This is a genomic window from Plantibacter sp. MDV22-iso1, from assembly GCF_058408345.1.
This window is the reverse complement of sequence record NZ_JBZVDY010000001.1, coordinates 1,483,252-1,508,980: the sequence shown is the minus strand read 5'-3', so window position 1 is coordinate 1,508,980 and position 25,729 is coordinate 1,483,252. Positions and strand designations below refer to the sequence as shown.

Below are 25,729 nucleotides of genomic sequence, written 5' to 3'. Positions count from 1 at the left end.
TCCGGCCGACGGAAACGCGCACGCGGCTCGTGGGAGTCGTCACTTCTTCATCCAAGGAGTGCGCCCATGCCCGAACCCTCATCCTCCCTGATCGTCACAGCCTCGCCGCCACGTCTCCGCGACGCCTGGGTCGCGCTGGCCGGCCTCTCGGCCGTCTTCCTGTTCGAGATGCTCGACAACTCCGTCCTGAACGTCGCCCTCCCGACCATCGGTCGTGACCTCACGGCGTCCACCGCATCGTTGCAATGGGTCTCGGGCGCGTACTCGGTCGCGTTCGGTGGTCTGATGCTGCTGTTCGGCGCGGTCGCCGACCGGTTCGGCCGACGCCGGGTCATGCTCGTCGGCCTGACGCTGCTCGCGGTCGTCAGCGTCCTGACCGTGTTCGTGGCCTCGGTGGAGCAGCTGATCGCCGTACGCGCGCTCATGGGTGTCGCTGCGGCGATGACGACCCCGGGATCGATGGCGCTGGCGTTCCGTCTGTTCGACCGGGACGACCTGCGTGTGCGTGCGCTGACCGTCATCTCGACCGCCGGACTGGTGGGCCTGGCCGCCGGCCCGACGATCGGCGGCTTCGTGCTCGCCGTGGCGCCCTGGCAGGTGCTCATCGTCGCCAACGCGCCGATCGCGGTGATCGCCTGGATCGGGATCCGTGCCGGGATCGGTGCCGACGAGCGGTCGCACCTGCACCGTGACCGGATCGACGTGCTCGGCGCTGTGCTCGGGACTGCGACCGTCGTCGGCGTCCTCGTCACCCCGACCCTGTTCGTCACCGGCACCGACGTCGCTGCGGGCTGGGGAACGGCAGCGGCAACGGTGACCGCCGCGATCGGCTTCGTGGTCAGGGAGCGCACCGCCCGCCAGCCGTTGCTGGATCTTCGTCTCGTGGCTCAGCCGCTCGTGGCCTCCGGCCTGGCGTACAAGGCCGCCGCCGGGCTGGCGATGGCCGGCTTGTCGTACCTGGCGACCCTGCAGCTGCAGTTCGCCTGGGGGTGGCCGCCGGCCTTGGCCGCTGTCGCGATGCTCCCGCAGGTCGTCGTGTTGTTGGTGGGCGGTCGCTTCGTCGGGCCGTTCGTCCAGCGCGTGGGGCTCGACCGCGCCGCCTGGATGAGCGCTGCCGCGGTCGTCTCCGGGCTCGCCGTGTTCGCGCTGCTGAGCCGGTTCGGCTACCCGTGGGTGCTCGTCGCACTCGTCCTCGTCGCCGCCGGGATGCGGGTGGTCGGAGTCGTCGCCGGCAACAACGTCCTCTGCGGGCTCCCGGCTGACCGCACGTCCATCGGTGCGGCCCTGGTCGACACCGCGAGCGAGATCGCCACCGCTGTCGGGATCGCCGCGACCGGGACGATCCTCGCCGCGCTCGTCGGCGGCGGCATCGCGACCGAGCACTTCACCCCGGCCCTCGTCGCGTCGTTCCAGCAAGCGGTCCTCATCGCGGGATCGACCATCACCGCCCTCGCTGCAGCCCTGGTGGCTCTCGGTGTCCTCCGTTCACATCACCTCCCATCTCAGCCCGCAACCCAGGAGCCTTCCCATGTCTGACCGCATGCCCCGTCCCCCGTTCGATCCCGAACTCACCCCGTTCCTCGCCGCGCTCGAGGCGCGCGGGCCGTTCACCCTGACGACCGAGATGCTTCCGCGGATGCGCGGCCTCGACACGACCGAGGAGGCCCTCGACGAACGGCTGCGCTCCCGGGGGTTCGAGCGGCGCTCCGTCACGGTGCCCGGCCATCTCGGGGATCCGATCACGCTCGCGGTCATCCAGCGGATCGGGCGCTCCGGCGCGACGACGGCGGTCTACACGATCCACGGCGGCGGGATGATGTTCGGCCATCACCTCGGCAACCTCGAGTCCTACGACGACTGGCTCCTGAACGACCACGACGTGGTGCTCATCAGCGTCGACTACCGCCTCGCCCCCGAGTACCCCGACCCGTACCCGGTGGAGGACTGCTACGCCGGACTCGTCTGGATCGCGGAGCACGCGGATGAACTCGGCATCGACCCGGACCGCATCGTGATCGCCGGGCAGAGCGCGGGCGGCGGGCTCGCGGCAGGCACCGCGTTGCTGGCCCGAGACCGCAAGGGGCCGGCCCTGTTCGGGCAGATCCTCGTCTCGCCGATGCTTGACGACCGCGATGCCACCGTGTCGACGATGCAGATCGACGGGGTCGGGGTCGCGGATCGGCAGCTGACCCGGTTCGGCTGGGACGCGTACCTCGGACCCCGCCGTGCCGGTGAAGACGTCTCGATGTACGCCGCGCCGGCGCGGGCGACCGACCTCAGCGGCCTCCCGCGCACCTACCTCGACTGCGGCAGCGCCGAGGTCTTCCGTGACGAGACGGTCGCCTACGCCAGTGCGATGTGGGCTGCGGGTGGCGATGCCGAATTGCACGTGTGGCCGGGGGCATTCCACGGCTTCACGAGCATGATGCCGGCCGCCGGCATCTCGCGGACCGCCACCGCAGCCCTGGCCGACTGGACCCGGCGGCTGCTCGGAACACCTACCCCAGGGCGTTCGGCTCTGCCGGGTGCGTCATGAACCCGTGAACTGCGCCACGGTGTCCCAGGCGAGCTTCACGATGAGGATGGAGAGGGTCACCAGGAACACGATGCGCACGAAGCCGCTTCCGCGCTTCGTCGCCATGCGGGCGCCGATGAACCCGCCGGTGATGTTCATGACGGCCATGGCGAGACCGAGCGCGAGCAGGACCTCGCCGTGCACCCCGTACACGACGAGGGCGGCGAGGTTCGTGGTGAGGTTGGCGATCTTCGCGTTCACGCTGGCCTGCAGGAAGCCGTAGCCGAGCACGCCGACGATGAGGATGACGAAGAACGAACCCGTTCCCGGTCCGAGGATGCCGTCGTAGAAGCCCACCAGCAGGCCGATCATCGCCGCCCGCCAGGCGACCGCGCTGGCACGGTCATGGCGGGGTTCGTGGTGCAGGCCCATGGTGGGCTTGAAGAGGGTGTACAGCGCCACGGCGATCACGGCGACGAGCACGACGGGCGTCAAGACGTCGCGAGGGACGTACCGCGACAACGCGGCACCGGCGGTCGATCCGGCGTAGGCCCCGGCGACGAGAGGCACCAGCAGCACGAGCTGCACCCTGATCTTGCGCAGGTACACCCAGCTCGCCGACAGGGTGCCGAAGAAGGACGACAGCTTGTTCGTGCCCAGGATGAACGGGGTCGCGACGTCGCTCGGAACGGCGATGACGAGCGCGGGCAGCTGGATCAGTCCACCGCCGCCGACGACCGCGTCGACCCAGCCGGCCACTCCCGCCGCGACGAGGAGGAGGACGAGCGCGGCCACCGAGACGGGGAGCCATTCGGCGATCAGCGGTCCATCGAGCACAGTCGCCCAGCCTAATCGTCAGGGTGACGATCCAGAGCGCGGACGTCGAACGGGGTCTTCGAGGGTTCAGACGATCCCGATGCATTCACATCTGCTTATATGTACAGATGAACGAGGATCTCGAACCTGCTGCCGAGTTGTTCAAAGCGCTGTCCTCTTCCTCGCGGTTGCGGTTGCTGCGCATCCTGGCCGGCGGCACATCCACGGTCGGTCAACTCGCCGAACAGAGCCAGTTGTCGCAGCCGTTGGTCTCGCAGCACCTGCGGACGCTGCGCTCGGCCGGCCTCGTCTCGGTGCAGCGGATCGGTCGAGAGGCGCACTACGACGTCGCTGACGTGCACGTCTCGCACATCGTCGACGATGCCGTGCAGCACGCGCTCGAGGGATAGCGAGAACCACTATCGATTAGGTGCATGTATTGCAATTCGCTTATGAGTGAGATGTACTGGTCAAGCGTCGCCGTCCATCGCGACACCTCATCTCCTCCTTCGAAAGGCAACCATGAGCACGACTGACATCCACGCCGAGCACTCCGTCACCGAGCACGAGCACGGAACGGATTGCGGCCACGAGGCCGTCCAGCACGACGACCACACCGACTACGTGCACGGCACGCACCACCACGCTCTGCACGACGGTCACTACGACGAGCACGAGAGTGTCGCCGAGCACACCGTCGCCGACCACGAGCACGGTGCGGCGTGCGGTCACGACGCCGTCGACCACGACGGTCACGTCGACTACCTCCACGACGGCCACCAGCACGCCGCGCACGGCGAGCACTACGACGAGCACTGAGCACTCCTCGTCACACGACGCACGAGGGGGCCGGCTTCCGAGTCGGCCCCTTCGTGCTGTTGACGGGCTGGCGTTCGGTCGGTCACCCGTCAGGCGTTGTTCCTCGGTGGCCGTTACGCTCGCTGCATGGAACCGGACTGGATCGAACATCGGCGCTCGGAGGATCGAGAGCGGCTGGGGTGGATGAAGCCTGTCGGTGAGGGGTTCGTCGTCATCGATCTCCTGGGGCGTCAGCGAACCGAGGCGCTGGATTGGTTCCATGCCGAGGAGGCGCTCGACGAGATCGGCATGGGCTATCTCGCCGACCCGCACGAGCTTCGTCTGGAGGACGGCTCCTGGTTGCGGGTTCGGATCGCAGAGGTCTCGACCTCCGGGATCCGGGTGAAGAAGGACGATTGGGGTGACATGACCGCCACGCAGCTGTACTACGAGGTGTCCTTCCCCGTGACCGAGGATCAGCTGCGACCACTGCCGCGCTGAGCGCGCATCGGTACGGTGTCTCCCGCTCACTCACGACCAGAGGTCGACCGCGATCGTTCGTGGATGTGGTGTGCTTGAACGTCCGGTGGCTGCTGTCCGCCACAGGTAGGCGTGAATCCATGCGCGGACGTTTCTTCGTGACCACACGCGCGCGCTGCTCAAGCCGCTTCGCGTCGGATGACTCTTGACGTCGTCGACCATCGTCGTCATCATTCGAAGGCGACCGACGGCAACGGACCGCCGGCACCCTCGAGAGAGACGGCCCCGATGTCCACCATGATCTTCGTCAATCTTCCCGTCAGCGACCTGCCACGGTCACGGGTGTTCTTCGAGGCACTCGGCTACTCGATCAATGAGGGGTTCAGCGACGAGAACGCCATCAGCGTGGTCATCAGCGACACGATCACGGCGATGTTGCTCACGCGGGAGTTCTTCGCGGAGTTCACGAGCAAGTCGATCATCGACGCCACCACCTCCACCGAGGTGCAGCTCGCGCTCAGCGCTGAGAGCAGAGCCGACGTCGATTCGATGTTCGAGCGGGCCATCGCGAGCGGGGCGACGCCTGCCGGCGAACAAGACCATGGCTTCATGTACTCGAAGAGCTTCGACGACCTCGACGGCCACCACTGGGACTTCGTCTGGATGGACCCGGAGGCGGCCGCCGGCGGTGCGCCGGAGATGACCGTTGAAGAGATGCGGGCGAACACGACACACAGCTGAGCGCGTCGGGGGAGGCGTCGCCGTCAGTCGCATCACCGAGCAGGGGTCTACGTCGAACTCCCGCACGGGAATTGGAGCGGATGACGGGAATCGAACCCGCGCTATCAGCTTGGGAAGCTGAAGTTACCAACTGTCGGCTAACTGGGGCTCACTGGGGCGCGCTTCCACGCGATTTCGGGGAAGTGTGAGACGTGGTTGGGCGTTGTGTGCTCGAGTTTACGGTGAGAAAAGTGTGAGTCGCGCGGTGGTAAACGACCGCGGCGCGTGGATGGCGTGCGTCGTCTTGATCAGATGGCCGGCATATGGTGTCGAGGATTATTCACCCTTTACCGCCCGCCGTGATGAGCGTTGAATACTGAGGTCCTTCAGGATCGACGTCACCAGATCTTCGGTCGACACGTCGCCGCCTACGCGTGTCTCGTCGTGCCAGGGGAGTGGTTGCCACCCGTCGTACCAGTCGCGAATCTTGTCCTCGCCGAACTCCTTCGACAGCGGCCGTCCTGCGTGGCGTCGGAACGTCTCGTCGAGTCCGATGTCGAACTGGTAGATCCGGGTCTGCCCGCGGTGGCCGTCGTGCAGGTGCTCGAACAGCGCTGAGTAGTCGCGCAGGTTGAAGATTCCGTCCAAGATGACGTCGTATCCGAGGTTGAGAGCGTCGCGTGCAGCGCCGACAATCAGGATGCCCGCGTCGCGGGATCGTTGAGGCCTGTCGTCGTTGCTCAGGATCTCGCGGCGGAAGTAGTCCTGATGGATGAGGGCGACCTTCGGCCCGAGCTTTTCGCGTAGCGTCAGCGCCGTCGTCGTCTTTCCAGAGGCAGAGTCTCCTCGAAGGATCACGAGACGAGTGGATTCGCTGCCGACGGGTGTCACGCTTTCATCTTGTCACTTCGCAAGGATGGTCAGGATCCTGTCTATTGGTGACGTGACCAGGCATGACGAAGAGGTTTGTAGAGTCCTGTTCTCCTCCCGAAGGACGGCGGCGGTCCACGAGCCACTGCTGCTTAGCTTCCCCCGCGCGGCGGCCAGGACCCGTTCTAAAGGTTGCCGTGCGGCTTCCTGCTAAGAGCGTTGAACGCGATCGGTCAGACGTGCGTACATGTACATGTCTCGCGGGGAACCGTCTACGCGTTCCCAAGCTCGGAGGAGTCCTTCGCGGAGGTATCCCGCTCGTTCTGCGGCGCGCCACGACCCTTCGTTGCATGGCTCCACATACAGCTCCACCCGGTCCAGGCTGTCGAGTTGGATGGCCCAGGCGGTGAGTGTCGTCAGGGCGTCCACTGCGTAACCGCGCCGCCGCTGTGACGGGGCAATCCAGTACCCAATGCTGGCTCGCGCCCACCGGCCGCCATCGTGAAAGAGCCCGATGTGGCCGATTGCCCGGTCCTCGGAATCCGCTATCGCAAAGACGTAGGCCTCTCGTGACCGCAGCCGCTCGTGTTGACGCTCGATGAAGGCAAGCGCCTCCGGTTCCCCTGGCGTCGGAGGCACGGTTGTCAGCGCGGTGATCAACTGGTCATTGGACGCCTCCTGAACGATCGCAACGTCCGTTGTCCGCCACGCTCGAAGTGTGATGCGTTCACCGGCGAGGGTCGGAAGCACGAGGGGATCACTGGACATGGTCCTATGGTGGCATGGGTACCAACCACCCCCGCCGACTGCCGCCGATCGCCTCACGTGTTGGCCAGGCGAGAGAGCCTCCAGCAGGTGACGCGGCCCTGCTCAGAGAAAGCGGTCGTGGCCTAGAGGGCGCGCGGTGAGCACTCGCATCGCGCGTAGAAGGCGTGGAGCGCGATCGTCTTGCGACGCCTCGGGGTGCTTGGGTGTGATGCGAAAAGTCGCTCGGTTCGAGGAAGGGAACCGATGGGATCGAAGCGGAGCAGGCTGAAACCGATCGTGCCGAGGTGATGTGCGGCCTCTGCGTCGCAGGCAAGCTCGTATCGGCGTAACGACCGAGAGTAGGTGAGCTGTTCGCTGAGTCGGGCGATGAATAGCGCGACGATGGCGCTGGCCAGAGCAACGAACGCCTGAGTCACGAGACTGTCGGCGGTGAGCGACCATCCGAATGCGGCACCCGCCGTGGTGGCACCGGCGCTGATTGCCAGCAGACCGATACGCCGACGGTGAGCCCAGCGAGGTTCTGGGAGCTTGAGGTGCCCGAGCTCGTGCCCGAGCAGGGCTTGAATCTCGGTGTCGCTCAAGTGCTCGATTCCTCGCGTCGAGATCTCGATTTGGGCTGTGAGGGGTTCGGTATATGCAGTGCCTGGAGGGCCATCGAGATCCGCGAAGCGGATCGTGTAAGAGGGGACTTCGAGGAGATTCGCTACCTCCGCAGCGATACGTCTCAGTCGTTCCTCCTGCGAACCGGGACTCCGCTGGCCATCACGATTCCTTCCTGCCCGCCCCAGACGTTTCAGCTCCTCGTCGTCTTGCGCCTCTCCCATCGCATGAGCGTATCGAGAACGAAGGCGCTCCAGCTTGCTCTCCATCTGCCACCGGCTTGGCTAAGTTTCGAACTCCGAAGCACATGTCCTCACCCTGATCTAACGCGGGGCGGAGCCGTGGCTAGTTGCATGCTGAGTTGCTGCATCCACGACCAATGAGGTGAATAGTTCGGTGACGGTTACGGGGTTGCTGCCGTCGGTGGGGTAGAAGGCGAGTTTCCCGTCGGCGATCGGTAAGTGGTTGAGCTGTGTGGTGAAGGGTCGGATGGTCAGCATGCCTCGTTCGGAGGCGGTTGCGGTTGCTAGGCCGTCGGCGACGGCGTCTGTGACGGGCGCGAGGATCATGATCTTGTGCCGTCCCAGCGCGCGTGTAAAGGCGCGACTCTTGGCGAGATCGGTCCATCCCTCTGAGGGCGCGCCGATTGCCGCCGCATCATGCGCAGTGCTGGGGCGATCGCTGAGGAGCGTGCCGTCTGTGCGCAGGCTTCCGTTCCCAAACGCCCATGCCTGCCCGACGATACGGCAGCGGTGCCCGGTCAGGCGTCGTTGATGGTGCTCGAGAATTGGGATGGTCGGCACGCCTCGTGCGGAGAGCTCTGCGGCCGCCGCTGTCGCGAGGAGGCGGACCTCATCTGCGGCACGCTGATGAATGAGCCTGAGCTGAGCTGCTACGGCTGCGGCAGATCGGTCTGCAGCTGCTTGAGCTTCGAACGCGGCATTGACACCTGAACTGAAGTCACTCATTCCGTTACCGTATCCGCAGCCCCTGACGGAGCTACTGGCGCCGACGGTGCTGGCGGCGAGGCTCCCTACAACTGCACGGGCGCTTGCGCGGGCACATTGGTCCAGATCCACAATGGCTCTTCCAGGTCGATCCTGTTTTTCCGGGTTGAGCTGGTGGCGTGTCCACCTTGCCCTCGTGGCACCCGTCGGGCTCTGTCGTGTCGAGGCGTCATCACCCTCCGCTGAGGGCTCGGGTCACGTCGCAAGCCGCTAGTGGTCGGCCACATCCTCAGTTGAAAGTGCGCTCGATTGGCTTGGAGTCGACAGTGCAGACGATTGGCCACCGCAGATCATCGACCGGATTCGGTCGACCGGCACTTTAGGAGTACGGTCGGCGCGAAGGAGCCCGTTCGTCTCCTGGTCTGTGTCGGTGAGCTGGGTATAGCAGGAGCCGGCCAGGAACGAGCTGGATCGGACCCCGTCGTAGAGAGCGCCGAGGCGCTCCAGGAAGTCGTCGGCGTCCGAAGCGCTCGTGTATCCCCAGCCATCGGCTCGACGGGTGTCAGGCTGGTAGTCGATCCCGCCGAACTCGGTCAGCATGACCGGCTGACCCGAGTCGCTCGCTCCACCGACGAGCTGCGCGCGCCCGCTGGGTGCGAACCCTTCGACGAGGCGTCGCCGTGCGGATTCATCGGCGTAGGTCTGCTGCAATACTCTTCCGTCGCCCTCGTAGTCGTGGACGGTGAGAATGTCCGTGTTCTGTTGCTCCCAGCCGTCGTTCGCCACCACTGGCCGTGAGGGGTCGAGCGCCCGAGTGAGGTCGGTGAGTGCCCGGACGAATGCCTGCTCGCTGGGGTCATCTGCGACGTTCTGGACCCCCCAGGATTCGTTGAACGGCACCCAGGTCACGATCGACGGATGCGACAGGTCGCGATCGACTGCGGCCATCCATTCGGCGGTGAGGCGTTGTACCGCGTTCGCTGAGAACTCATATGCCCCGGGCATCTCGCCCCAGACGAGTAGTCCGAGTTTGTCTGCCCAGAATAGGAAGCGCGGATCCTCGATCTTCTGATGAACCCGGCATGCGTTGAAGCCGAGCTCCTTGATGAGTTCCGCTTCTCGTCGGAGAGCGAGAGCGTTGGGCGCGGCCAAGTGTGACTCGGGCCAGAACCCTTGGCTCAGGACGCTTCGCACGTCGTAGGGCCGGCCGTTCAACGTGAACCGTCCGTGTCTCACGCCGACGGTGCGTAGTCCGTAGTAGCTCTCGACTGTGTCGAGGACCGCGCCGTGTTCATCGAGCAGTTCGATCCGTGCATCGATGAGTCGGGGGTGGTCTGGGGCCCACATGAGCTCGTCGGCGGCTTGTCCGTTCCGTTGCCGGGCGATGGGTACGGACGCCTCCACCACGGTCTGATTGCGCGGCACTGAGCACTTGACCGTGCCCAGGACCTCGTCTCGCGGTGAGTAGCGTGACGTGACGCGAACGGTGGCGGTGTCGGCGGGTGTTCCGGCGAGACGGACCGTCAGCTGCATCCCGAACGCGCCAGGTGCCCAATGGAGGTTGGCGATGCGGGTGGGCGGTACCGCCTCGAGCCAGACCGGTTGCCAGATGCCCGTCGTGCGTCGGTACCAGATCACGTGCGAGTCTTCGTGCCAATCCTGTTTCCCACGGGGCTGTGTCACGTCGTGAGGATCGTCCTCCGCGCGAACGACGAGCAGGTGCGGGCTGTCACCCGAGAGCGCACTGGTGATGTCGAATGCGAAGGGCGTGTGCCCGCCTTCATGCTGGCCGACGAGGTTGCCGTCCACCCAGATGCTCGCGCGGTAGTCGACGGCGCCGAAATGAAGCAGCAGTCGGGAGTTGTGCGTGCCGAATCCGGCGTCTTGGAACTGCTCCGTGGTGATGTGGCGCTGGTACCAGACAATGGGATGGAAACGCGTATCACCGATACCCGAGGCCGCCGATTCCGGGGGGTAGGGAACCTCGATCGGACAAAGGGACTCGAACCCGTTCCTCCATCCGGCATCGAGACCGATGTTGGCGTCGTCATGACTGAACTCCCACGTGCCATCGAGACTGACCCAGTTCGAACGCAGAAGCTGTGGCCGAGGATAGGTGCCGTCTTGTTCGCTGGCATTGATCTGTTGCTGGGTGGCTGTGACGGTCACAGGGCCTTCTCCGTATCCGTGGGCTGTTCGATGTGCAGGTGCTCCGACAGCGTCGACGATGGGAGTACCTCGAGATGGGACCAAGGCGCACTGGGGAAGACCAATTCGCTGATCACGGCTTCGCCGGAACCCGCGAAGACCTCGATGCTCATGGCATCGATGAAGATGTCCACGTCGAGGGCGCCACCGGTCAGTTCGATCGGAGCACGCGTCGGGGAATCGAACCCAGAAGAGTCGTTCCACCCCGAATTCGCTCGATCCAAGAACACGCAGCGCTGCGAATTGTCGTAACCGATCACGACAGATTCGAGCGCGGTCGAGACGACGCGGACGGCCGTCTGCGCCTCCCCGGCATGCAGGACCGCGCGAATGCGCAACGGGCCGCCGGACGGCGTCCGGAGATCGATCACTCCGTTGCCGTTCGAGGTGTCGACGACACGCTCGTCGACGACTGCATCGGCCTCGCGCACGATGCGGCTGACCAGACGCGGCACGCCCTGGACCGTGCGGAGTGTGAGTTCACGGGGAATGGTCATGATGCCGCGCCAGGGTTTGGTGGGAGCTGGGAAGCGGTGGCCCATCCAGCCGATCATGATCCGACGGTCGCCGGTGTCGTTGAATGTGACCGCGGCGTAGTTGTCACGACCGAAGTCGGTGAGGTGATACCGAAGGTCCTGTGGGACACCCGCGTCCTCGGCGAAGCGACGCCCGTCGAAGTCGCCGACGAGGTAGACCTGGTTCGGTCCACTCGTGCTGAGGGAGAGCACCCAGCGCTCGTCTGTGCCGTCGAGCAGGAGCGGGAAGAGGTCGGGGCATTCCCAGAAGCTCGGCACGGACGCCGATTCGAACGTCGAGCTCTCGGTCCAGTGTTTGAGGTCGGGTGAGGTGTTGATGACGAGTCTCGACCGATCTGCCTCGACGGCGACCATGACCCACGCGCCGGTTTCCCGGTCACCATGCCAGAACACCTTCGGGTCGCGGTAGTCGGGACGATCGCGGTCGTCCACGGGGTTGTCATCGAACGGCGACCAGGTGCCCCCACCGTCCGTGCTGAACGCGACCGATTGAGCCTGTTTGGTGCCGTGGACGGGGTGGTCGACGTAGTGGCTGGTGTAGATCGCGACCAGCGGTGCCGCATCGGTGCCGAACCCGGAGGTGTTGTGGACATCGTGGACGACCGAACCGGAGAAGATCATCTCGTGTGGTTCCGCGGGGATGGCGATCGGGAGCTCAGTCCAGTGCAGGAGATCGGTCGACGTCGCGTGACCCCAGCCGATGTTGCCCCATTCGAGTCCGTCCGGGTTGTGCTGGAAGAAGAGATGGTACGTGCCGTCGACCAGGATCAGCCCGTTCGGGTCGTTCATCCACCCCCGGCGAGGGGAGAAGTGGAGCGCCGGTCGGTGCTGTTCGCGGTCCAGAACTCTGTCGCTCATTTGATTGATCCGACCGTGACGCCTCTGACGAGGGACCGCTGGAACACGAGGAAGAGGATCAGGGTGGGGATGAGCGAGAGCAGTGATCCAGCCGCAGTCATTGTCGGATTCAGGAAGCGCTCTCCTTGGAGTGAAGCGAGCGCGATGGGGATGGTCTGCGTGTCTGCAGAGGTGAGGAACAGGATCGGAATGAAGAACTCGTTCCAGGACCAGATGAACACGAAGATGAACAGCACCCCGAGGGTCGGGCGGATCACTGGCACGACCACCTGCCAGAGCACGCGCCACCGGCTGGCCCCGTCGACCTCTGCCGCTTCGATCAGCGCGCGCGGGAAGGTGCCGAGCACCGAGGCGAGGAGGTAGATCCCGAACGAGGAGTGCAGCACCGTCAAGATGACAATGATCGGGAGGAGACTGTTGGATCCGTTCACGGCCTGGACGCCGGCGAACAGCGGATAGATCAGCGCCTCCTGCGGGAGGATGTTGGCGATGAGGAGGATGGCGAGGATGGCGACGCGACCGCGGACGCGGCCGACACCGATCGCGTAGGCGCTGATCAAGGAGAGCGCAACCGTTCCGAGGGCGACGCAGCTCGAGATGATGAGGGAGTTCACCAGCTTCTGCCCGAAGTTAACGGTCGTGACATAGCGGATGAGTCCGTCGATCTCGAACGACGAGGGCCACGAGAGCGGACCGTTGGACGAGTAGTCGCTCTGGGACTTGAAGGCGTTCAGCAGCGTCAGGAAGAACGGGCCCAGGATCAGGATCGCGAGGAGTGCCAGCCCCGCCAGGATGATCCACGCGGTGGTCGAAGGTCGCTTCCGCTTCGGCTTCGGCGCCTCGATGCGGTCCATGCGGGTGCGGATGCGGTTGGAGAGCGGCGTGCTCATTCGTCGTCCTTTCGGGCGGTGCGGGTCTGCCAGACGATCATGAAGATCGCGAGCACGACGGTCAGGAGCGTCAGGACGTTGGCGATTGCCGCTCCGTAGCCGACACGGGAGAGGGTGAAGAACGCGACGTAGGAGTAGTACGACGGGACGTAGGTGGAGCCTTCAGGGCCGCCACTGGTGAGGACGAAGATCGGACCGAACACCTTGAGGGCGCCGATCGTGGCAGTGAGGCTGACCACGAAGATCTCGGGCCGGATCTGCGGAATGGTGATGGCTTTGAACCGCGCGATCCAGTTCGCTCCGTCCAGTTCTGCGGCCTCGTACAACTCGGGATCCACCCGTTGCAAGGCACCCATGAACACGACGACGGGGAAACCGATCTGGCCCCAGATGAGCACGAGCATGATGGAGGGCAGAGCCCACTCCGGTGTGCCGAGCCAGTTGGGCGGGTCGGTCATCCCGAGTCCGCGGAGTACGACGTTGACTGCTCCATCATCCGCCTGGAGGATCCAGTTCCACACGATCCCCGCGACCGCGATGGGCAGGATCTGCGGCAGATAGTAGGTCGCTCGGAAGAAACTTGCTGCGCGTGAACCGAACTCACGGCCGACGTAGTCGAACAGGACGGCGGCGATGAGGACGCCGATGACCGTGGGCACGATGACGAGCGCCAGGATCATCGCGCCGACGTTGCGGAAGGACAGCCAGAAGACCTCGTCAGAGAGGAGCGCGACGTAATTGTCGAGGCCGACGAACGTCGGGATCGACAGGCCGCCCTTCCAGTTGAGGAGGCTGTAGTAGATGTTCATGCCGAACGGGATGAACACGATCACGGTGAACGCAATGAGCGCCGGGATCAAGTAGAGGTAGAAGGTTCGGCCGGCACGACGTTGGCTGGACCGGCGCTTGACAACGCGCGCCGGCTCGGCTTGGGCGGGGATGGTTGATGGGAGCACGATTCTCCAGTGGTGGGGCGACCAGCGGTCGCCCCACCGGATCAAGGGAGTGGGACTACTTGCTGGCCGAGGAGTTCTTCAAGCCGTCCTCGTAGAACTTCTGGACGATGTCGACGACCTCCTCCGGCGTCTTCGAGCCGTTTGCTACCGACTGGGAGTCCTTCAGCAACTCCTCGAAGTAGCCTGGGAACGGGAAGTCGGGGTAGAGCGCGAGTCGGTTGCTGTTGGCGAGCTCCTGGAAGGTGGTCGTGAATTTCGCGGTGCGCTCGTCGGTGATTGCTGACGGGTCTCCTGCGATCGGGAGGCCGCCGTTCTCACCCAGGATGTTCTGGATCTCGGGGCGCAGGGTGATGTCGATGAACTCGTATGCGAGGTCCTTGTTCTTCGCCTTCGTCGGGACCACCCAGAGGTTCCCGACCGACCCCTGATTGAGGTTCTGCTCGGGCCAGGCGAACGCATCCCAGTCGAACTTCGCCTCGCTCTTCAGCCGACCGAACCACCACGACCCGGAGGTCATCAACGGGCTCTTGCCGCTGAGGAAGTTGACGCCCATCTGTTCGTGGGTGATGCCCGTGATGTTCGGCGACGTGTAGCCGTCCTTCACCAGGTTCTCGGCTGCGGCCGTGCCCTCGCTCCAGTACGGTGCATCGAAGTCCACCTTGCACTCCAACAGCTGGTAGCAGTTCACCCAGTCGGCCGGAGCATCGCGGAGGACGTACTGGAACCAGGTGTGGATGTAAGGGAACTCCTTCGCGGAGGCCGCGACGGGAGTCACGCCAAGGCCCTTGATGTCGGCGAGCAGCTGGTCGAGTTCTGCGCGGGTGGTCGGCACCTGCAGTCCGTGCTCGGCGAAGAAGTCCTTGTTGTAGTACCACAGGATGTACTCGCCGTAGTTGGGGATCCCGTACCAGTCGCCGTCTCCTGGAACACCGTCGGTCGTGTAGCGGGAGAGCTGCTGGAGGCTCGGGCTCGCGAGGGTCTTGTCCCAGCCGTACTTCTCCACCGCGTCGGTCAGTGGTGAGATGAGCCCCTGCGAGGCGAGCTGGCCGGCGCCCGCAGCTCCCTTATTGAACTCCATGACGTCGGGGACGTCGTTGCCGGACAGCAGCACCTGGGCGTTCGTCTTCGTGGAGGTGAACGCCTGCTGGGCGAACTTCACCTTCACATCGGGGTGCTCTTCCTTGAAGACCTCGACAGCGCGCTTCCACGCTTGACCCATCGCTGAACTCTCGTCCTCATAGTTCCAGATGACGAGCGACTTGCCGTCCTCCGCCGTGGGCCCGGAGGCGCAGCCGGACAGGGCGGCCAGCAGAGCGCTGGCCGCGAACGCGATGATTCCTAACCTCTTCAACTTCATTGGTGAATTCCTTGGCTGTGGAGCCGCCGGGCAAGGGTGCCCGGGGCGAATGAGAACCTAACTCGTGTCAGGCAGGGACAATAGTGCGCCTGACGCGTGTCAGGTGTCAAGTACTACTTTCGCGCGAGACGCAGATGGGCCGGGGGGCCAGCCAGGGAGCGGCGCTCAACGACGTTGCACGGAATGGTGATGACAGCGGGGGACTGCTGATTGGCGCTCGCGCCAATGGTTTCCAGCAGACTTCGCGCCGCTGCATCGCCCATTTCGCGGTGCGGCAGGCCGATGGTGGTCAGCCCGGGAGTGAAGTCCGAGGCGAAGAACTGCTCATCATCGAACCCGATGACGGAGAGGTCTTCCGGCACCGACAATCCGAGCTGCGCAGCGGCGAGCACCACGCCCGAGGCACCTCGATCGTTCGCGCACAAGATCGCGGTCGGTCGGTCGGGTCCAGCGAGCAGATCGAGCGCCACCTCATGATGACTCCGCATGGAGTAGGCGCCGGCGCGGATGGACATCGCCGCCTCGGGCAATCCCGCAGCCGCGAGTTCTGCTTGGAACCCGAGACGACGCTCGGTCGTGGCTCGAGCGTCGTCGTCCCCCGTGATGAAGCAGATGCGTGTGTGTCCCGCCTCAAGGGCGAGGCGCGCGGCGGCTCGCTCGCCACCGCGATCATCGGGTACGAAGCACTGCGCACGCCCGCCGGAGTCGATCGCGTTGGCAAGGACCAGCGGCAACGCATATGCGCTCGGCGGGAGTTCGAGCTCGCGGACACTCGCGGCGGCGAAGATGATCCCGTCGACATCTCGCGCACGGAGCGTCTCGACTGCGCCGGCGATGTAGTCATCATGGAATGCGGTGTCGATGGTCAGGATCATGAATCCCGCCTGCATGGCCGCTGTCGTCGCCCCGTCGATGAGCTGGCCGGCGAACGGGGCACTGGCGATCTCATCGGTGATCAGCCCGATGGTCGCGGTGCTCTGACGCTGGAGATTGACTGCCGCGGCATTCGGGACGTAACCCAGCTCAGCCGCGGTCTGGCGGATGAGTTCCTGCTTGACCGGGTCGATTTCGCCGTCCGCCCGATTGTTGAGCACCAGCGAGACGGCTGTACGCGAGACACCGACAGCCAGCGCCACGTCCTTCGAGGTCACACGACGGTTCACACTGCACGCTTTCGTTCGGCCGGTGAAAACAAGCATAGTCGCGACTTCCCCGAGCGACCTAGCACGTGTTAGGTTTCCCATGACAGAGGAGAAGAACGTGGTCTGGGAACAGTATTTCAGCGCTCCAACGGGCGTCCGGAGTCGATCCATCAATGCCGAGAACCCGACCGGAGAGCCCGGCCAAGCCGCACAAGCGGCATCCGCTCTGGGTGTTGGGCGGAAAGGGCGGCCGGCGATCTCGCTTGTGGCAGGAGCCACAGCGACCCTCGCCGAGATTGATGGCCCCGGAGTGATCCGGCACATTTGGATGACCGTGCCGGACGCGACCAGCGCTGGACCATGGGTGCTGCGGGATCTTGTGCTCCGCATCACGTGGGAGCGGGCCGGAAGTCCGGCCGTAGAAGTGCCGCTCGGGGATTTCTTCTGCAACGGCTTTGGAGCGCGGACACCGGTGAACTCGGCCGCGATCGTCGTCGCGTCAACGGGCGGTATGAATTGCTACTTCGCGATGCCATTCGCCGAGCACGCGAAGGTCGAGATCGTCAACCAGCACCCAGGTGACGTGTCCGGGATCTACTACCAGATCGACTACACGGTTGGCGACGAACTCCCCGCTGAGCTGGCACGATTCCATGCCCAATGGCGACGATCGAACGGCACCACCCGGCCTGGCGAGGATCATGTGATCCTCGACGGTGTGGAAGGCTCCGGCCAGTACGTTGGCACCTACATCGGACTCACCGCCCTGGAGCGGTACTGGTGGGGCGAGGGCGAGACAAAATTCTTCATCGACGACGACACGACCTTCCCCAGCCAGACCAGCACGGGGCTCGAGGACTACGCCGGCGGCGCCTGGGCCTTCCAGGACCGTCTCGCTAACGATGGGCCGATCTCCCCCGTCCTTTTCTCTGCGCCCTACTCGGGCTATCCCTACTACTCTGCCGAGGACACGAGCGGCCATTCTCCATTCCTCCGTGCGACGCCGCAGTCGCACGGGATGTATCGATGGCATCTTCCGGATCCGGTCATTTTCTCGGAGCAGTTGCGTGTCACGCTGCAACAGATCGGCGCATGGGACCACGGTCACTTCGAGCGAAGCGACGACATCTCGTCCGTCGCGTACTGGTACCAGACCGGCCTGACGCCCGCGCGATCTCTCCGCGACCCGTTTGAGCGACGACCCCGCTAAACATCCGGTCGGGACCAGTTCCGGCACAGGGCTGTGCCGATGAATCGGATTCTCGGGCCAACCCGTTCGCGCCCGATGGGCGGGCGAGCCGCCCTGATCAGGCGACTCGCCCGCACCGCGATGCATACGCGAAACGCGCGTCACGAAGTTCTTGCAAACAATGGTCTCACCCCCGGTGAATCACATCACCCCGACGATTAGGATGACTGTGCTCGATGGACCGCTGATCGCCGAATGGCTCCCCGTCTCGGTGGCCGCGCTCGTCCTCCTCCTCGTCGCGGCGGGAGTGGCCGGCTGGGTCGACGCGGTCGTCGGCGGCGGTGGACTGATCCAGCTGCCCGCGCTCGTCATCGCCGTTCCGAGCGACGTCGCGACCCCGTTCATCCTGGGCACGAACAAGCTGTCGTCCTTCTTCGGCACCCTGTCGGCGAGCTGGGTGTACCTGCGCAAGATCAGGGTGCAGCTCGTGCTGCTGGTGCCTCTCGTCGCCGGGGCCTACGCCGGATCGACCGCCGGTGCCGCGTTGTCGCGGTACGTCCCTCGCGACGTCTTGACGCCCGTCGTGCTCGTCGCCGTGATCGCCGTGGCGCTGTACACCCTCTTCAAGCCCACCATGGGCCTGCACCACGAACCCCGCCATGACCGTGCCAGCGCGGTCGCCTGGCGGGCGGCGATGATCGGCCTGCTGGTGGGCTTCTATGACGGCATCCTCGGGCCGGGAACGGGTTCGTTCTTCGTCATCCTCATCGTCGGCGTGCTGGGGTACGGCTTCCTGCAGGCCAGCGTGAACGCGAAGATCGCCAATCTCACCACGAACCTCGCCGCCCTCGTCGTGTACGGCGTGCACGGCGAGGTCCTGCTCGCGCTCGGTCTCGCCATGGCCGTGATGAACATCACCGGCGGGTTCATCGGTGCCCGGATGGCGACGAAACGCGGAAGCGGCTTCGTGCGCATCGTGTTCCTGGTGACCCTGTCCATCCTCATCGTGAAGCTCGCCTGGGACACCGTGACGCAGTTCACGAGTTCCTGACGATGGTTGAGGCGTGCCGTCCCACCCACGCCCGCATGGTGGACGGACCGCGACAGGGCACCACGACGCGGCGGACAGGGCTGGTCGTTTCTTCGCGGTGAGAATAGCTGCGGTGTGCGTCGCACTGACCAGGAACCGCAATCCCGAGATGTGGGCCGGGGTGGTGCATTGAGCGCAAGTGACCCCGCGCGGTGCTGTCCGGGCGGCGAAGCGAATGTGTGGTTTCCTCGACGCGTCATGGAGCCTAGTCGGTGACCTGGGCACGGGCCGGAGACGGGTCCTGCAGGGAAACCCCGCTACTGGACGGTCGGTCCGGAGCAGAGTCTCGCGGAAGGACCGCACGGATCAGCAATGGCGTACCAGGTACCGTCGAGTGCCCCCGGGATCACGGAATCAGGGGATAGAGACGACAACCTTGCCGTTGCCGCTTTCGGCAGCGGGGAACGAGAAACGATGCATCAACACACAGCCCGAATGATGCCTAGATCGACCGGTTCGCTACTGTTCTTATAACGCGATTGACGTGGTGCCGTTCGGCTACCTTCCGCGAGTCCTGAACGGGTGCTTCCATGCCTGCTGTTCCCCTTCGTTCCCTCGCCGGTGAGTACGTGATTGCCCGGTTCCCCGTCGAGACGGACCTCGGTCCGGCGCTGGCCGGTCTCCTCGGGTCGGCGTCGTTGGTGTCCGTCACACGAACCGACCAAGAGATCTCAATCGTCTGCGACACCAATTTCACCCCGGAAGGAGCGGAACTCGACGGCCCGTGGCGGGCGTTATACGCGGGAGGGCCGATCCCGTTCGGGCTGACCGGAGTCGTTGCGTCGCTAGTCGACCCGCTCGCGGCGATTGGTTGCCCGGTCTTCGTCGTCTCCACCTTCGATGGGGATGTTGTGATGACCCCGAGCGACTGGCATGCAGCGGCAGTGGCAGCGCTCCTGGACGCGGGACACACGATCGACGTGGGGGCAGCTCGTGGCTGAGCGCAGCATCTCGGTCGACTAGCGAATCTGCTTCATCGGCGACTCTTATGTCGTCGGCGGGGGAGACCGTGCGATACTCGGCTGGGTCGGACGCGTCGCAGCAGCCGCGGCCGCGGCCGCTGACGGGCTCCCACTCACCTCCTACAACCTCGGCGTCCGTGGGCAGACCGGACCGCAGATCGCGACGCGCGTCAGCTTGCCATTGTCCTCTTCTCCGCGCTGTACTCGGGATACCCGTTCTACTCAGCCCAGGACACCAGCGGACATTTCCCGTTTCTGCGCGCCACGGCTCAGTCTCACGGAATGTACCGCTGGCATCTGCCAGATCCGGTCATCGTCGGTTCACGATTGCGCGTCACGTTGCAACAGATCGGCGCATGGGATCACGGACACTTCGAACGGAGGGATGCCATTTCCTCCGTGTCCTACTGGTGTCAGACTGGGCTCACGCCGGCGTTGCCATTCGGCGGCCCATCAAACCAACGATCACGCTGAGCCGACGCTTCACCCCAGTCATGTCGACAATCTGTCTCCCTGTGGCGCACCCGAGGCGGTAGCGGCGGTTTTGTCAGTTCGGCATTGCGGTCGGTGGAACTGAATACTGATTGGTCCCATTACTCTCGGTCCTGCGCAGGCAGAGCAAGTTCGAAGCGACTGCCCTTGCCGAGGGTGCTCTGTGCGTTGAGCGTGCCGCCCAACGCCTCAGCGAGGCCGCGGGCGATCGAGAGACCGAGGCCGGTGCTCTGCCCGGCGCGGACCCGAGACGGCTCGCCGCGCCAGAGCCGGTCGAAGACCCGCGGTAGGTCTGCCGGGGCGATGCCCTCGCCGGTGTCGACGACCGCGATCCGCACCAGGTCGTCAGTGGTCACCGCTTCGAGGTCGACACGACCGCCCGGCGGCGTGTGGCGCAGAGCGTTCGAGAGCAGATTGTCGAGGATCTGCCGCAATCGGGCAGGATCGGTCTCGAGCGGCAACGGCCCCGAGAGCTCGACGTGCAGCGCGATGTCCGTGCTCGCCGCCTGCGCTCGGTACGCTTCGCCGAGCTCTCGCACGATCACCGCCGCGTCGCACGCCCTGCGCTCCAGCACGAGGTCGCCGGCCTCCGCGAGCGCGAGGAGCTGCAGGTCCCCGGTGATCCGCTCCATCCGCCCGGCCTCGTCGAGCACGAGCCGGCGGAGTGCCGCATCGTCGAGACCGAGACCGTCGTCAGCCGCCTCGACCCATCCGCGGATGTTCGTGAGCGGGCTGCGCAGTTCGTGGGCGATGTCGCCGAGTAGCCGTCGCCGTGACGCTTCGTGTCCAGCGATCTCACCGGACATGCGGTCGAACGCGGCGCCGACGCCGGAGAGGTCGTCGCGAGCGGGCAACGCCGCGCGGGCCTCGCGATCGCCCGCGCTGAAGCGATCGACCGCGGTCTCGAGTCGGCGCGCGCTCCGGAGGGTCGGCACGACGATGAGCGCCGCGGCCACCGAGAGGAGTGCGAGCAGCACCACGACGAACACGCCCACGCGGGCGATCGATCCAGGACTCGCGTCGAGCGGGCCCTGCGCGTCACCTCGCTGGTCGGTGAGCACCACGTTCACGGCAGGCGCCGTCGTCGCCCGGGCCTGGTCGATGCGCGCCTGCAGCAGGCACCCGTCAGCCGCGTCGTCGCCGGTCGGGACGGTGCGCAACGCGAGCTGCGCAGGGGCGCTCGACGGAGACAGATCGAGTTCGACGTCGGTGACCAGCGGTGCGTTCGCGGCGAGCAGGCAGGCGTTCGTGCGATCGCGGAGTTCGTCGAGGGCGACCCGCTCGCTCGGCAGCGGTGTGTTCAAGGCGGCACGGCCACAGTCCGGGGCATCGTCGTATCCGTTGACCACGGGGCGGCCGCTCCCCCACAGGCCGGTGTCGACGACCGCATCGCCCAGGCACTCCACCACCGCGGCGGCCTGCGCGGTGAGCTGGTCACGTTGCGCATCGTCGAGCGAGAACGGCCCGCTGATGCCGTCGGGCAGACGCAGTTCGGATGTCACCGGGTCACCGAGGGGTTCGAGCGGGTCGAGCAATCGGGTGGAGGCCGCCGGACGGGGCAGCTCGGGCGCCGTGTCGGCGGTCACCGTTCCGGCACCGTCGACCACGGCGATGCGACGCCCGGTCTCCTGGCTGAGCAGCAGCAGCGTGGACCCGACGTCGCTCCAGTCGTCGTGGTGTCCGGCCCACGTCCTGAGTGCATCCAGCACCTGCTCGTCTCGAACGAGATCGACGCCGGACGCCTGCTCGTCGTACCGGTACTCCGAGGTCTGGGCCAGCCAGACAGTACCGCCTGCGGAGGCCAGCACGAGCAGCAGTCCAGCCGCGAGATAGCGCGCGAGCAGCCGCGGCACGCGTCGGGGCCCAGCGGTGCCCGCTCTTCTGCTGTTGCTCATGTCGTCGGCCATGCTCTCATCACTTTCCGTCCCGGCCCGCATCCGCGCACCGTCGGACCCGCTCAGGTCGCGGCGAGCGCCGCGGTCGGTGATTGGCGGGCGGCGCGGATGGACGGCGCGAGTCCGGCGACGGCGCCCGTCACCAGCGCGGCGCTCATGCCGGACAGGATCGTCTCCACCGGAACGACCAGCGGCCAGCCCTGCAGACCGCTCCAGGCCGCGGTTCCGAGGAGACCGAGCACGACTCCGGATGCGCCGCCCAGGGCGCAGATCAGGATCGCTTCCACGAGGAACTGCGCCTGGATCTGACCGCGGTGGGCGCCGAGCGCTCGTCGCAATCCGATCTCCCGGCGACGCTCGAGCACGGAGACGAACATCGTGTTCGCGATGCCGATGCCTCCGATCACGAGTGCGACTGCGGCGAGCGCGAGGAAGAGTCCATCGAAGCTGGATCGGGCAGCAGCCTTCGCGGCGAGCACGGCCGAGGGCTGGCTCACCTGCACGAGTCCGCTCGCCCCCGGGGAGAGGGTTGCGGCGACGACTGGTCGTAAGGCGTCGATCGACGCCTCGACACCCGTGACGTAGGCGACCGTCGGTGCGCCGTCGAAGCTCAGCCAGCGCCGCGCGGCAGCATCGTCGACGAGGACCGCCGACTGCACGTCGGCGGAGAGCGGCGTCGGTGCGAGCACGCCGATCACGGTGAACGCGACGCCGTCGACGTCGATCGTGACCGGCCGATCGGGGAGCTGCGACAGGCCGAGCCGATCAGCGGCGTCGATGCCGAGCACGGCCGTCGGCAGGTCGCTCCCGTCGAGCCAGCGACCGGAGGTCACGTCCGTTCGCAGCACCTCGCGAAGATCACCGCGGACGGCGAGTGTGGTCAGCCCGGTCTCCGGGTATCCGCGGAGCTGGTTGCTGCGGACGGGGGCGTGGGCGTTGCCGACCGTCGCGGCATCCTTCACGGTTCCGATGCGCTGCAGCATGCCGAGTGCCTCGGCCGGAAGCGGCACGGGGGTTCCGTCTGCGCCTGCGCGAGGGTCGGCTCGCAGCAGGTCCGCTCCGAGCGCCGTGAGCTGTTGATCGAGCGCGGCCTGGGAGGACGCGGGCACGGCGGTGACGGTCACCAGTGTCGCGATGCCGATGGCGATCCCGATGGTCGAGAGCACGGCGCGAAGCGGTCGGGTGCGAAGCCCGACCGTGCCGACGGCGAGCAGATCCCGGGGGTCGAGACGTCTGCGACGCTCACGCATGCGGCACCGCCCTGGAGCCGGTCCGGGTGTCGGTGATGATGCGGCCGTCCCGCAGCTCGATGCGTCGTGGCAGTCGTGCGGCGAGCTCGACGTCATGGGTGATGACGACGACGGTGGTGCCCTCGTCGTGCAGTCGCTCGAGGAGGCTGAGCACGCGTTCGCCGTTCGCCGTGTCGAGGGCGCCGGTGGGTTCGTCGGCGAGGACGACGAGCGGGTCGGTCACGATCGCCCGGGCGATGGCGACCCGCTGTCGTTCACCGCCGGAGAGGTCCTGCGCCGCGTGCCCGATGCGGTGCTCGAGTCCCACGCGCTCGAGTGCCGCGCGGGCGAGGTCACGGCGCTCCCGCCTGGGAACGCCGCTGTAGAGCAGCGCCATCGCGACGTTCTGTTCTGCGGTCACGCCGTCGGTCAGATGGAAGCCCTGGAAGACGAACCCGATCGAGCTCCCGCGCAAGGTGGACAGCGCGCGATCCGAGAGGTCACGGGTGTCGGTGCCGCCGATGCGGACCACGCCGGCCGTGGGACGGTCGAGGGTGCCGAGGACGTTGAGCAACGTCGACTTGCCGGCGCCGGAGCGTCCGACGATCGCGGTGAGTTCACCCGGGTCGACCTGCAACGAGACGTCGTCGAGTGCAGCGACTCCGCCGGGGTGGACGCGGCTGACGTGCTCGAGCTCGAGTGCCGGCGTCGTCATCGTGCCGACACCACCGTCATGCCGGCGTCGATCCCTGCACCGCTGACCTCGACCCGGTCGTCTGCGATGAGGCCGATCTCGACACCATGGAGACGGCCGCGGTCGTCCTGCAGCGCGTAGCCGCCTTCGGCGAGCGCCACGAGTGCGGCGATGGGCACGATCAGCACGTCCGGCACGGATCTCGTGACGACCCGAACGGTCACGGCGGCAGCGTCGACGCCCGCTAGTGCAGCCTGATCGTCGATCGCGACGAGCGCGCGGACCTTCGCGTCGGCTCCTTCTCCGGTCGTGGTCACCGTGACGATGGACCCGCCGACGGCGCGCCCGTCGGGCAGTTCGATCGTCGCTTTCGCGCCGGCCCCGATGACCCCCGCGTCCTGCGCCGGGACCGACGCATCGACGACGCGTGTCGTGGGCGTGACCGAGAACGGCTGACCGCCCGCCGCGTCGCCGAGGCGTGCCGTCACTGCGGCGATGCGACTCGGCGCGCTCAAGACGACCACGTCGGCGGGGGCCAGCGTGCCGGTGCACTCCAGACCGAGCGATTCCTGCCAGTCCCTGACGGCCTCCGTGAAGTCCCACCCGGTCTCGAAGGTCTCCGGATCACTCCGGCTGAGATGTCCGAGGTCCATCAGGTTCGACGCGACCATGCTCACATCCGCTCCCTCCATCCCCGAGCCGTCGATCGCCCGATAGAGCGGAAGCGCTCCGATCAGCACCGGCACCGGTCGCTCGTTCGCGCGCAGTGCCACGGATCCCCGATCGAGTGTCGCGCCGACGTCGGGCAACCCGGTGATGATGCCGTCGGCTTTCGTCGTCACGGGTACCGCGGCACCGAAGCCGACGGTGCCGTCGAGGCGAGCGGTCTGGACGAGCTCACCCCGCTCGACGACCGCGGTGGCCGGTGCGGCGGTGTGCTCGACCGGGGCTGCGTCGGCCACGGGCCGGAGGAGCAGGGCGGCTCCTCCGGCCCCCGCCGCGAGGACGGCACAGAGCGCGAGCGATCCGACGAGCGCGGTGCGGCGACGCGACCGGGTCATTCGGCGCTCCCATCCGATGCGGACACCATGCAGGCGTCCACGTACTGCATCCCCAGTGAGATCGAGGTGGCGTCGTTGGCCTCGCCACCGAAGGCGAGGTTGATCTGGCCGAACGCATCCGGCTCGGTGATCTCGACCTCGCGGACACCGCGTTCGTGCAGGCAGTCCACCACGCGCTGCGCGAACCGCAGGGCATCCGGGTTCTGAGCGTCGAGCTCCCACGGCGGCAAGGGTGCCACGCGCTGGCAGAGCGCCTCGGCCTCGGCAGCCTTCGCCGGGTCCCCGCCGGCATTTGCACTGACGTCGTCTCCGCCGTCGTTCCCAGGAGTGCCCTGCTCTGCGGAGGTGTGGTCCGCGAGACAGCGATCCCGTGGCTTCCACGCGTCGGCCTCCTCCTTATCCGACATGTCGAGACGCAGACGCACGGGCTCGCCGTACTTCGCGACGAGTGGGTCGGTGGCGTCGGTCGGCGTCGGAGCAGCGGTCTCCAACGTCGCGATGCCTCCGTCGGTTCCCCGATCGGCAGAGGGTGCGGCGCAAGCGGTGAGTGCCGCCAGGAGCGTCAGGGCGCCCGCGGCGGCGGTCAGGGATCGGTGCATGATGCGTGTCACGGTTCCTCCTCGTGTGGTGAGCGGCTGTGACCCACGCTCGCCGAA

At 66.2% G+C, this 25,729-nt stretch carries 26 protein-coding genes; 10 read left to right on the top strand and 16 right to left on the bottom strand.

The window, feature by feature from the left end; genetic code table 11:
- Positions 1–66: 66 nt before the first annotated feature.
- On the top strand, positions 67–1,536 hold the full coding sequence (locus tag AC4PMY_RS07270; protein ID WP_491622317.1) for an MFS transporter: 1,470 nt from the start codon (positions 67–69) through the stop codon (positions 1,534–1,536).
- Positions 1,529–2,536, top strand: coding sequence for an alpha/beta hydrolase (locus tag AC4PMY_RS07265; protein ID WP_491622316.1), 1,008 nt, complete (start codon positions 1,529–1,531; stop codon positions 2,534–2,536). Before AC4PMY_RS07270 ends, AC4PMY_RS07265 begins: the two co-directional genes overlap by 8 nt.
- On the opposite strand, the gene AC4PMY_RS07260 is transcribed toward AC4PMY_RS07265, so the two are convergent.
- Positions 2,531–3,352: a sulfite exporter TauE/SafE family protein gene (locus tag AC4PMY_RS07260; RefSeq protein WP_064295042.1), complete on the bottom strand. Its 822-nt coding sequence runs from the start codon at positions 3,350–3,352 to the stop codon at positions 2,531–2,533. The genes AC4PMY_RS07265 and AC4PMY_RS07260 overlap by 6 nt on opposite strands.
- A 107-nt stretch (positions 3,353–3,459) precedes the next feature.
- On the opposite strand from AC4PMY_RS07260, the gene AC4PMY_RS07255 reads away from it, so the two are divergent.
- The 4 genes from AC4PMY_RS07255 (at position 3,460) to AC4PMY_RS07240 (ending at position 5,350) form a co-directional block, all read left to right on the top strand.
- Positions 3,460–3,741, top strand: coding sequence for an ArsR/SmtB family transcription factor (locus AC4PMY_RS07255; protein WP_064295041.1), 282 nt, complete (start codon positions 3,460–3,462; stop codon positions 3,739–3,741).
- 112 nt (positions 3,742–3,853) lie between these two features.
- Positions 3,854–4,150: a hypothetical protein gene (locus AC4PMY_RS07250; protein WP_064295040.1), complete on the top strand. Its 297-nt coding sequence runs from the start codon at positions 3,854–3,856 to the stop codon at positions 4,148–4,150.
- 126 nt (positions 4,151–4,276) lie between these two features.
- Positions 4,277–4,630 carry a hypothetical protein gene (locus AC4PMY_RS07245; RefSeq protein WP_491622315.1) on the top strand — a complete coding sequence of 118 codons (354 nt, stop codon included), beginning with the start codon at positions 4,277–4,279 and terminating at the stop codon, positions 4,628–4,630.
- A gap of 267 nt (positions 4,631–4,897) precedes the next feature.
- Positions 4,898–5,350: a VOC family protein gene (locus tag AC4PMY_RS07240; RefSeq protein WP_064295038.1), complete on the top strand. Its 453-nt coding sequence runs from the start codon at positions 4,898–4,900 to the stop codon at positions 5,348–5,350.
- A 315-nt stretch (positions 5,351–5,665) separates the two neighbouring features.
- Here the strand turns inward: AC4PMY_RS07240 and AC4PMY_RS07235 are convergent, their stop codons facing one another.
- The 10 genes from AC4PMY_RS07235 to AC4PMY_RS07190 form a co-directional block, all read right to left on the bottom strand.
- Positions 5,666–6,220 (bottom strand): AAA family ATPase, encoded by a 555-nt coding sequence (locus AC4PMY_RS07235; protein WP_071261616.1) that lies wholly within the window; start codon positions 6,218–6,220, stop codon positions 5,666–5,668.
- Positions 6,221–6,409: 189 nt separating this feature from the next.
- Positions 6,410–6,967 (bottom strand): GNAT family N-acetyltransferase, encoded by a 558-nt coding sequence (locus AC4PMY_RS07230; protein ID WP_071261618.1) that lies wholly within the window; start codon positions 6,965–6,967, stop codon positions 6,410–6,412.
- A 122-nt stretch (positions 6,968–7,089) separates the two neighbouring features.
- Entirely contained in the window at positions 7,090–7,791 is a 702-nt protein-coding gene (locus AC4PMY_RS07225; protein WP_175484397.1) for a M48 family metalloprotease, read from the bottom strand.
- 99 nt (positions 7,792–7,890) lie between these two features.
- Positions 7,891–8,535, bottom strand: coding sequence for a hypothetical protein (locus tag AC4PMY_RS07220; protein WP_139205438.1), 645 nt, complete (start codon positions 8,533–8,535; stop codon positions 7,891–7,893).
- A gap of 249 nt (positions 8,536–8,784) precedes the next feature.
- On the bottom strand, positions 8,785–10,683 hold the full coding sequence (locus tag AC4PMY_RS07215) for a glycoside hydrolase family 2 protein (RefSeq protein WP_071261622.1): 1,899 nt from the start codon (positions 10,681–10,683) through the stop codon (positions 8,785–8,787).
- On the bottom strand, positions 10,680–12,116 hold the full coding sequence (locus tag AC4PMY_RS07210) for a glycoside hydrolase family 32 protein (RefSeq protein WP_071261624.1): 1,437 nt from the start codon (positions 12,114–12,116) through the stop codon (positions 10,680–10,682). The genes AC4PMY_RS07215 and AC4PMY_RS07210 overlap by 4 nt, the downstream gene beginning before the upstream one ends.
- Positions 12,113–13,006: a carbohydrate ABC transporter permease gene (locus AC4PMY_RS07205; RefSeq protein ID WP_071261626.1), complete on the bottom strand. Its 894-nt coding sequence runs from the start codon at positions 13,004–13,006 to the stop codon at positions 12,113–12,115. The genes AC4PMY_RS07210 and AC4PMY_RS07205 overlap by 4 nt, the downstream gene beginning before the upstream one ends.
- Positions 13,003–13,962, bottom strand: a complete 960-nt coding sequence (locus tag AC4PMY_RS07200) for a carbohydrate ABC transporter permease (protein WP_254773623.1) — start codon at positions 13,960–13,962, stop codon at positions 13,003–13,005. The genes AC4PMY_RS07205 and AC4PMY_RS07200 overlap by 4 nt, the downstream gene beginning before the upstream one ends.
- Before the next feature lie 55 nt (positions 13,963–14,017).
- Entirely contained in the window at positions 14,018–15,319 is a 1,302-nt protein-coding gene (locus tag AC4PMY_RS07195) for an ABC transporter substrate-binding protein (RefSeq protein WP_071261628.1), read from the bottom strand.
- A 113-nt stretch (positions 15,320–15,432) separates the two neighbouring features.
- Positions 15,433–16,470, bottom strand: coding sequence for a LacI family DNA-binding transcriptional regulator (locus AC4PMY_RS07190; protein WP_175484398.1), 1,038 nt, complete (start codon positions 16,468–16,470; stop codon positions 15,433–15,435).
- 91 nt (positions 16,471–16,561) lie between these two features.
- On the opposite strand from AC4PMY_RS07190, the gene AC4PMY_RS07185 reads away from it, so the two are divergent.
- The 4 genes from AC4PMY_RS07185 to AC4PMY_RS07170 all read left to right on the top strand — a co-directional run bounded on the left by AC4PMY_RS07185 (position 16,562) and on the right by AC4PMY_RS07170 (position 20,176).
- The gene (locus tag AC4PMY_RS07185) at positions 16,562–17,671 is read left to right on the top strand and encodes a glycoside hydrolase family 172 protein (protein WP_071261632.1); all 1,110 of its coding nucleotides are present in this window, start codon (positions 16,562–16,564) and stop codon (positions 17,669–17,671) included.
- A gap of 208 nt (positions 17,672–17,879) precedes the next feature.
- Positions 17,880–18,701, top strand: coding sequence for a sulfite exporter TauE/SafE family protein (locus AC4PMY_RS07180; protein ID WP_491622682.1), 822 nt, complete (start codon positions 17,880–17,882; stop codon positions 18,699–18,701).
- A gap of 569 nt (positions 18,702–19,270) precedes the next feature.
- A complete protein-coding gene (locus tag AC4PMY_RS07175) occupies positions 19,271–19,681 on the top strand; it encodes an ACT domain-containing protein (protein ID WP_071261633.1) in 411 nt (136 codons plus the stop codon).
- 201 nt (positions 19,682–19,882) lie between these two features.
- Positions 19,883–20,176: a DUF2961 domain-containing protein gene (locus AC4PMY_RS07170; RefSeq protein ID WP_083397353.1), complete on the top strand. Its 294-nt coding sequence runs from the start codon at positions 19,883–19,885 to the stop codon at positions 20,174–20,176.
- 119 nt (positions 20,177–20,295) lie between these two features.
- Here AC4PMY_RS07170 and AC4PMY_RS07165 read toward each other — a convergent pair whose 3' ends face one another.
- From AC4PMY_RS07165 to AC4PMY_RS07145, 5 genes are all read right to left on the bottom strand, one after another.
- On the bottom strand, positions 20,296–22,089 hold the full coding sequence (locus AC4PMY_RS07165; protein ID WP_139205439.1) for a sensor histidine kinase: 1,794 nt from the start codon (positions 22,087–22,089) through the stop codon (positions 20,296–20,298).
- A gap of 62 nt (positions 22,090–22,151) precedes the next feature.
- Positions 22,152–23,339 carry an ABC transporter permease gene (locus tag AC4PMY_RS07160; RefSeq protein ID WP_071261636.1) on the bottom strand — a complete coding sequence of 396 codons (1,188 nt, stop codon included), beginning with the start codon at positions 23,337–23,339 and terminating at the stop codon, positions 22,152–22,154.
- Positions 23,332–24,033 (bottom strand): ABC transporter ATP-binding protein, encoded by a 702-nt coding sequence (locus AC4PMY_RS07155; protein WP_071261637.1) that lies wholly within the window; start codon positions 24,031–24,033, stop codon positions 23,332–23,334. The genes AC4PMY_RS07160 and AC4PMY_RS07155 overlap by 8 nt, the downstream gene beginning before the upstream one ends.
- A complete protein-coding gene (locus AC4PMY_RS07150; RefSeq protein ID WP_071261638.1) occupies positions 24,030–25,073 on the bottom strand; it encodes an efflux RND transporter periplasmic adaptor subunit in 1,044 nt (347 codons plus the stop codon). Before AC4PMY_RS07150 ends, AC4PMY_RS07155 begins: the two co-directional genes overlap by 4 nt.
- Positions 25,070–25,684, bottom strand: a complete 615-nt coding sequence (locus tag AC4PMY_RS07145) for a hypothetical protein (protein WP_071261639.1) — start codon at positions 25,682–25,684, stop codon at positions 25,070–25,072. Before AC4PMY_RS07145 ends, AC4PMY_RS07150 begins: the two co-directional genes overlap by 4 nt.
- Positions 25,685–25,729 lie beyond the last annotated feature (45 nt).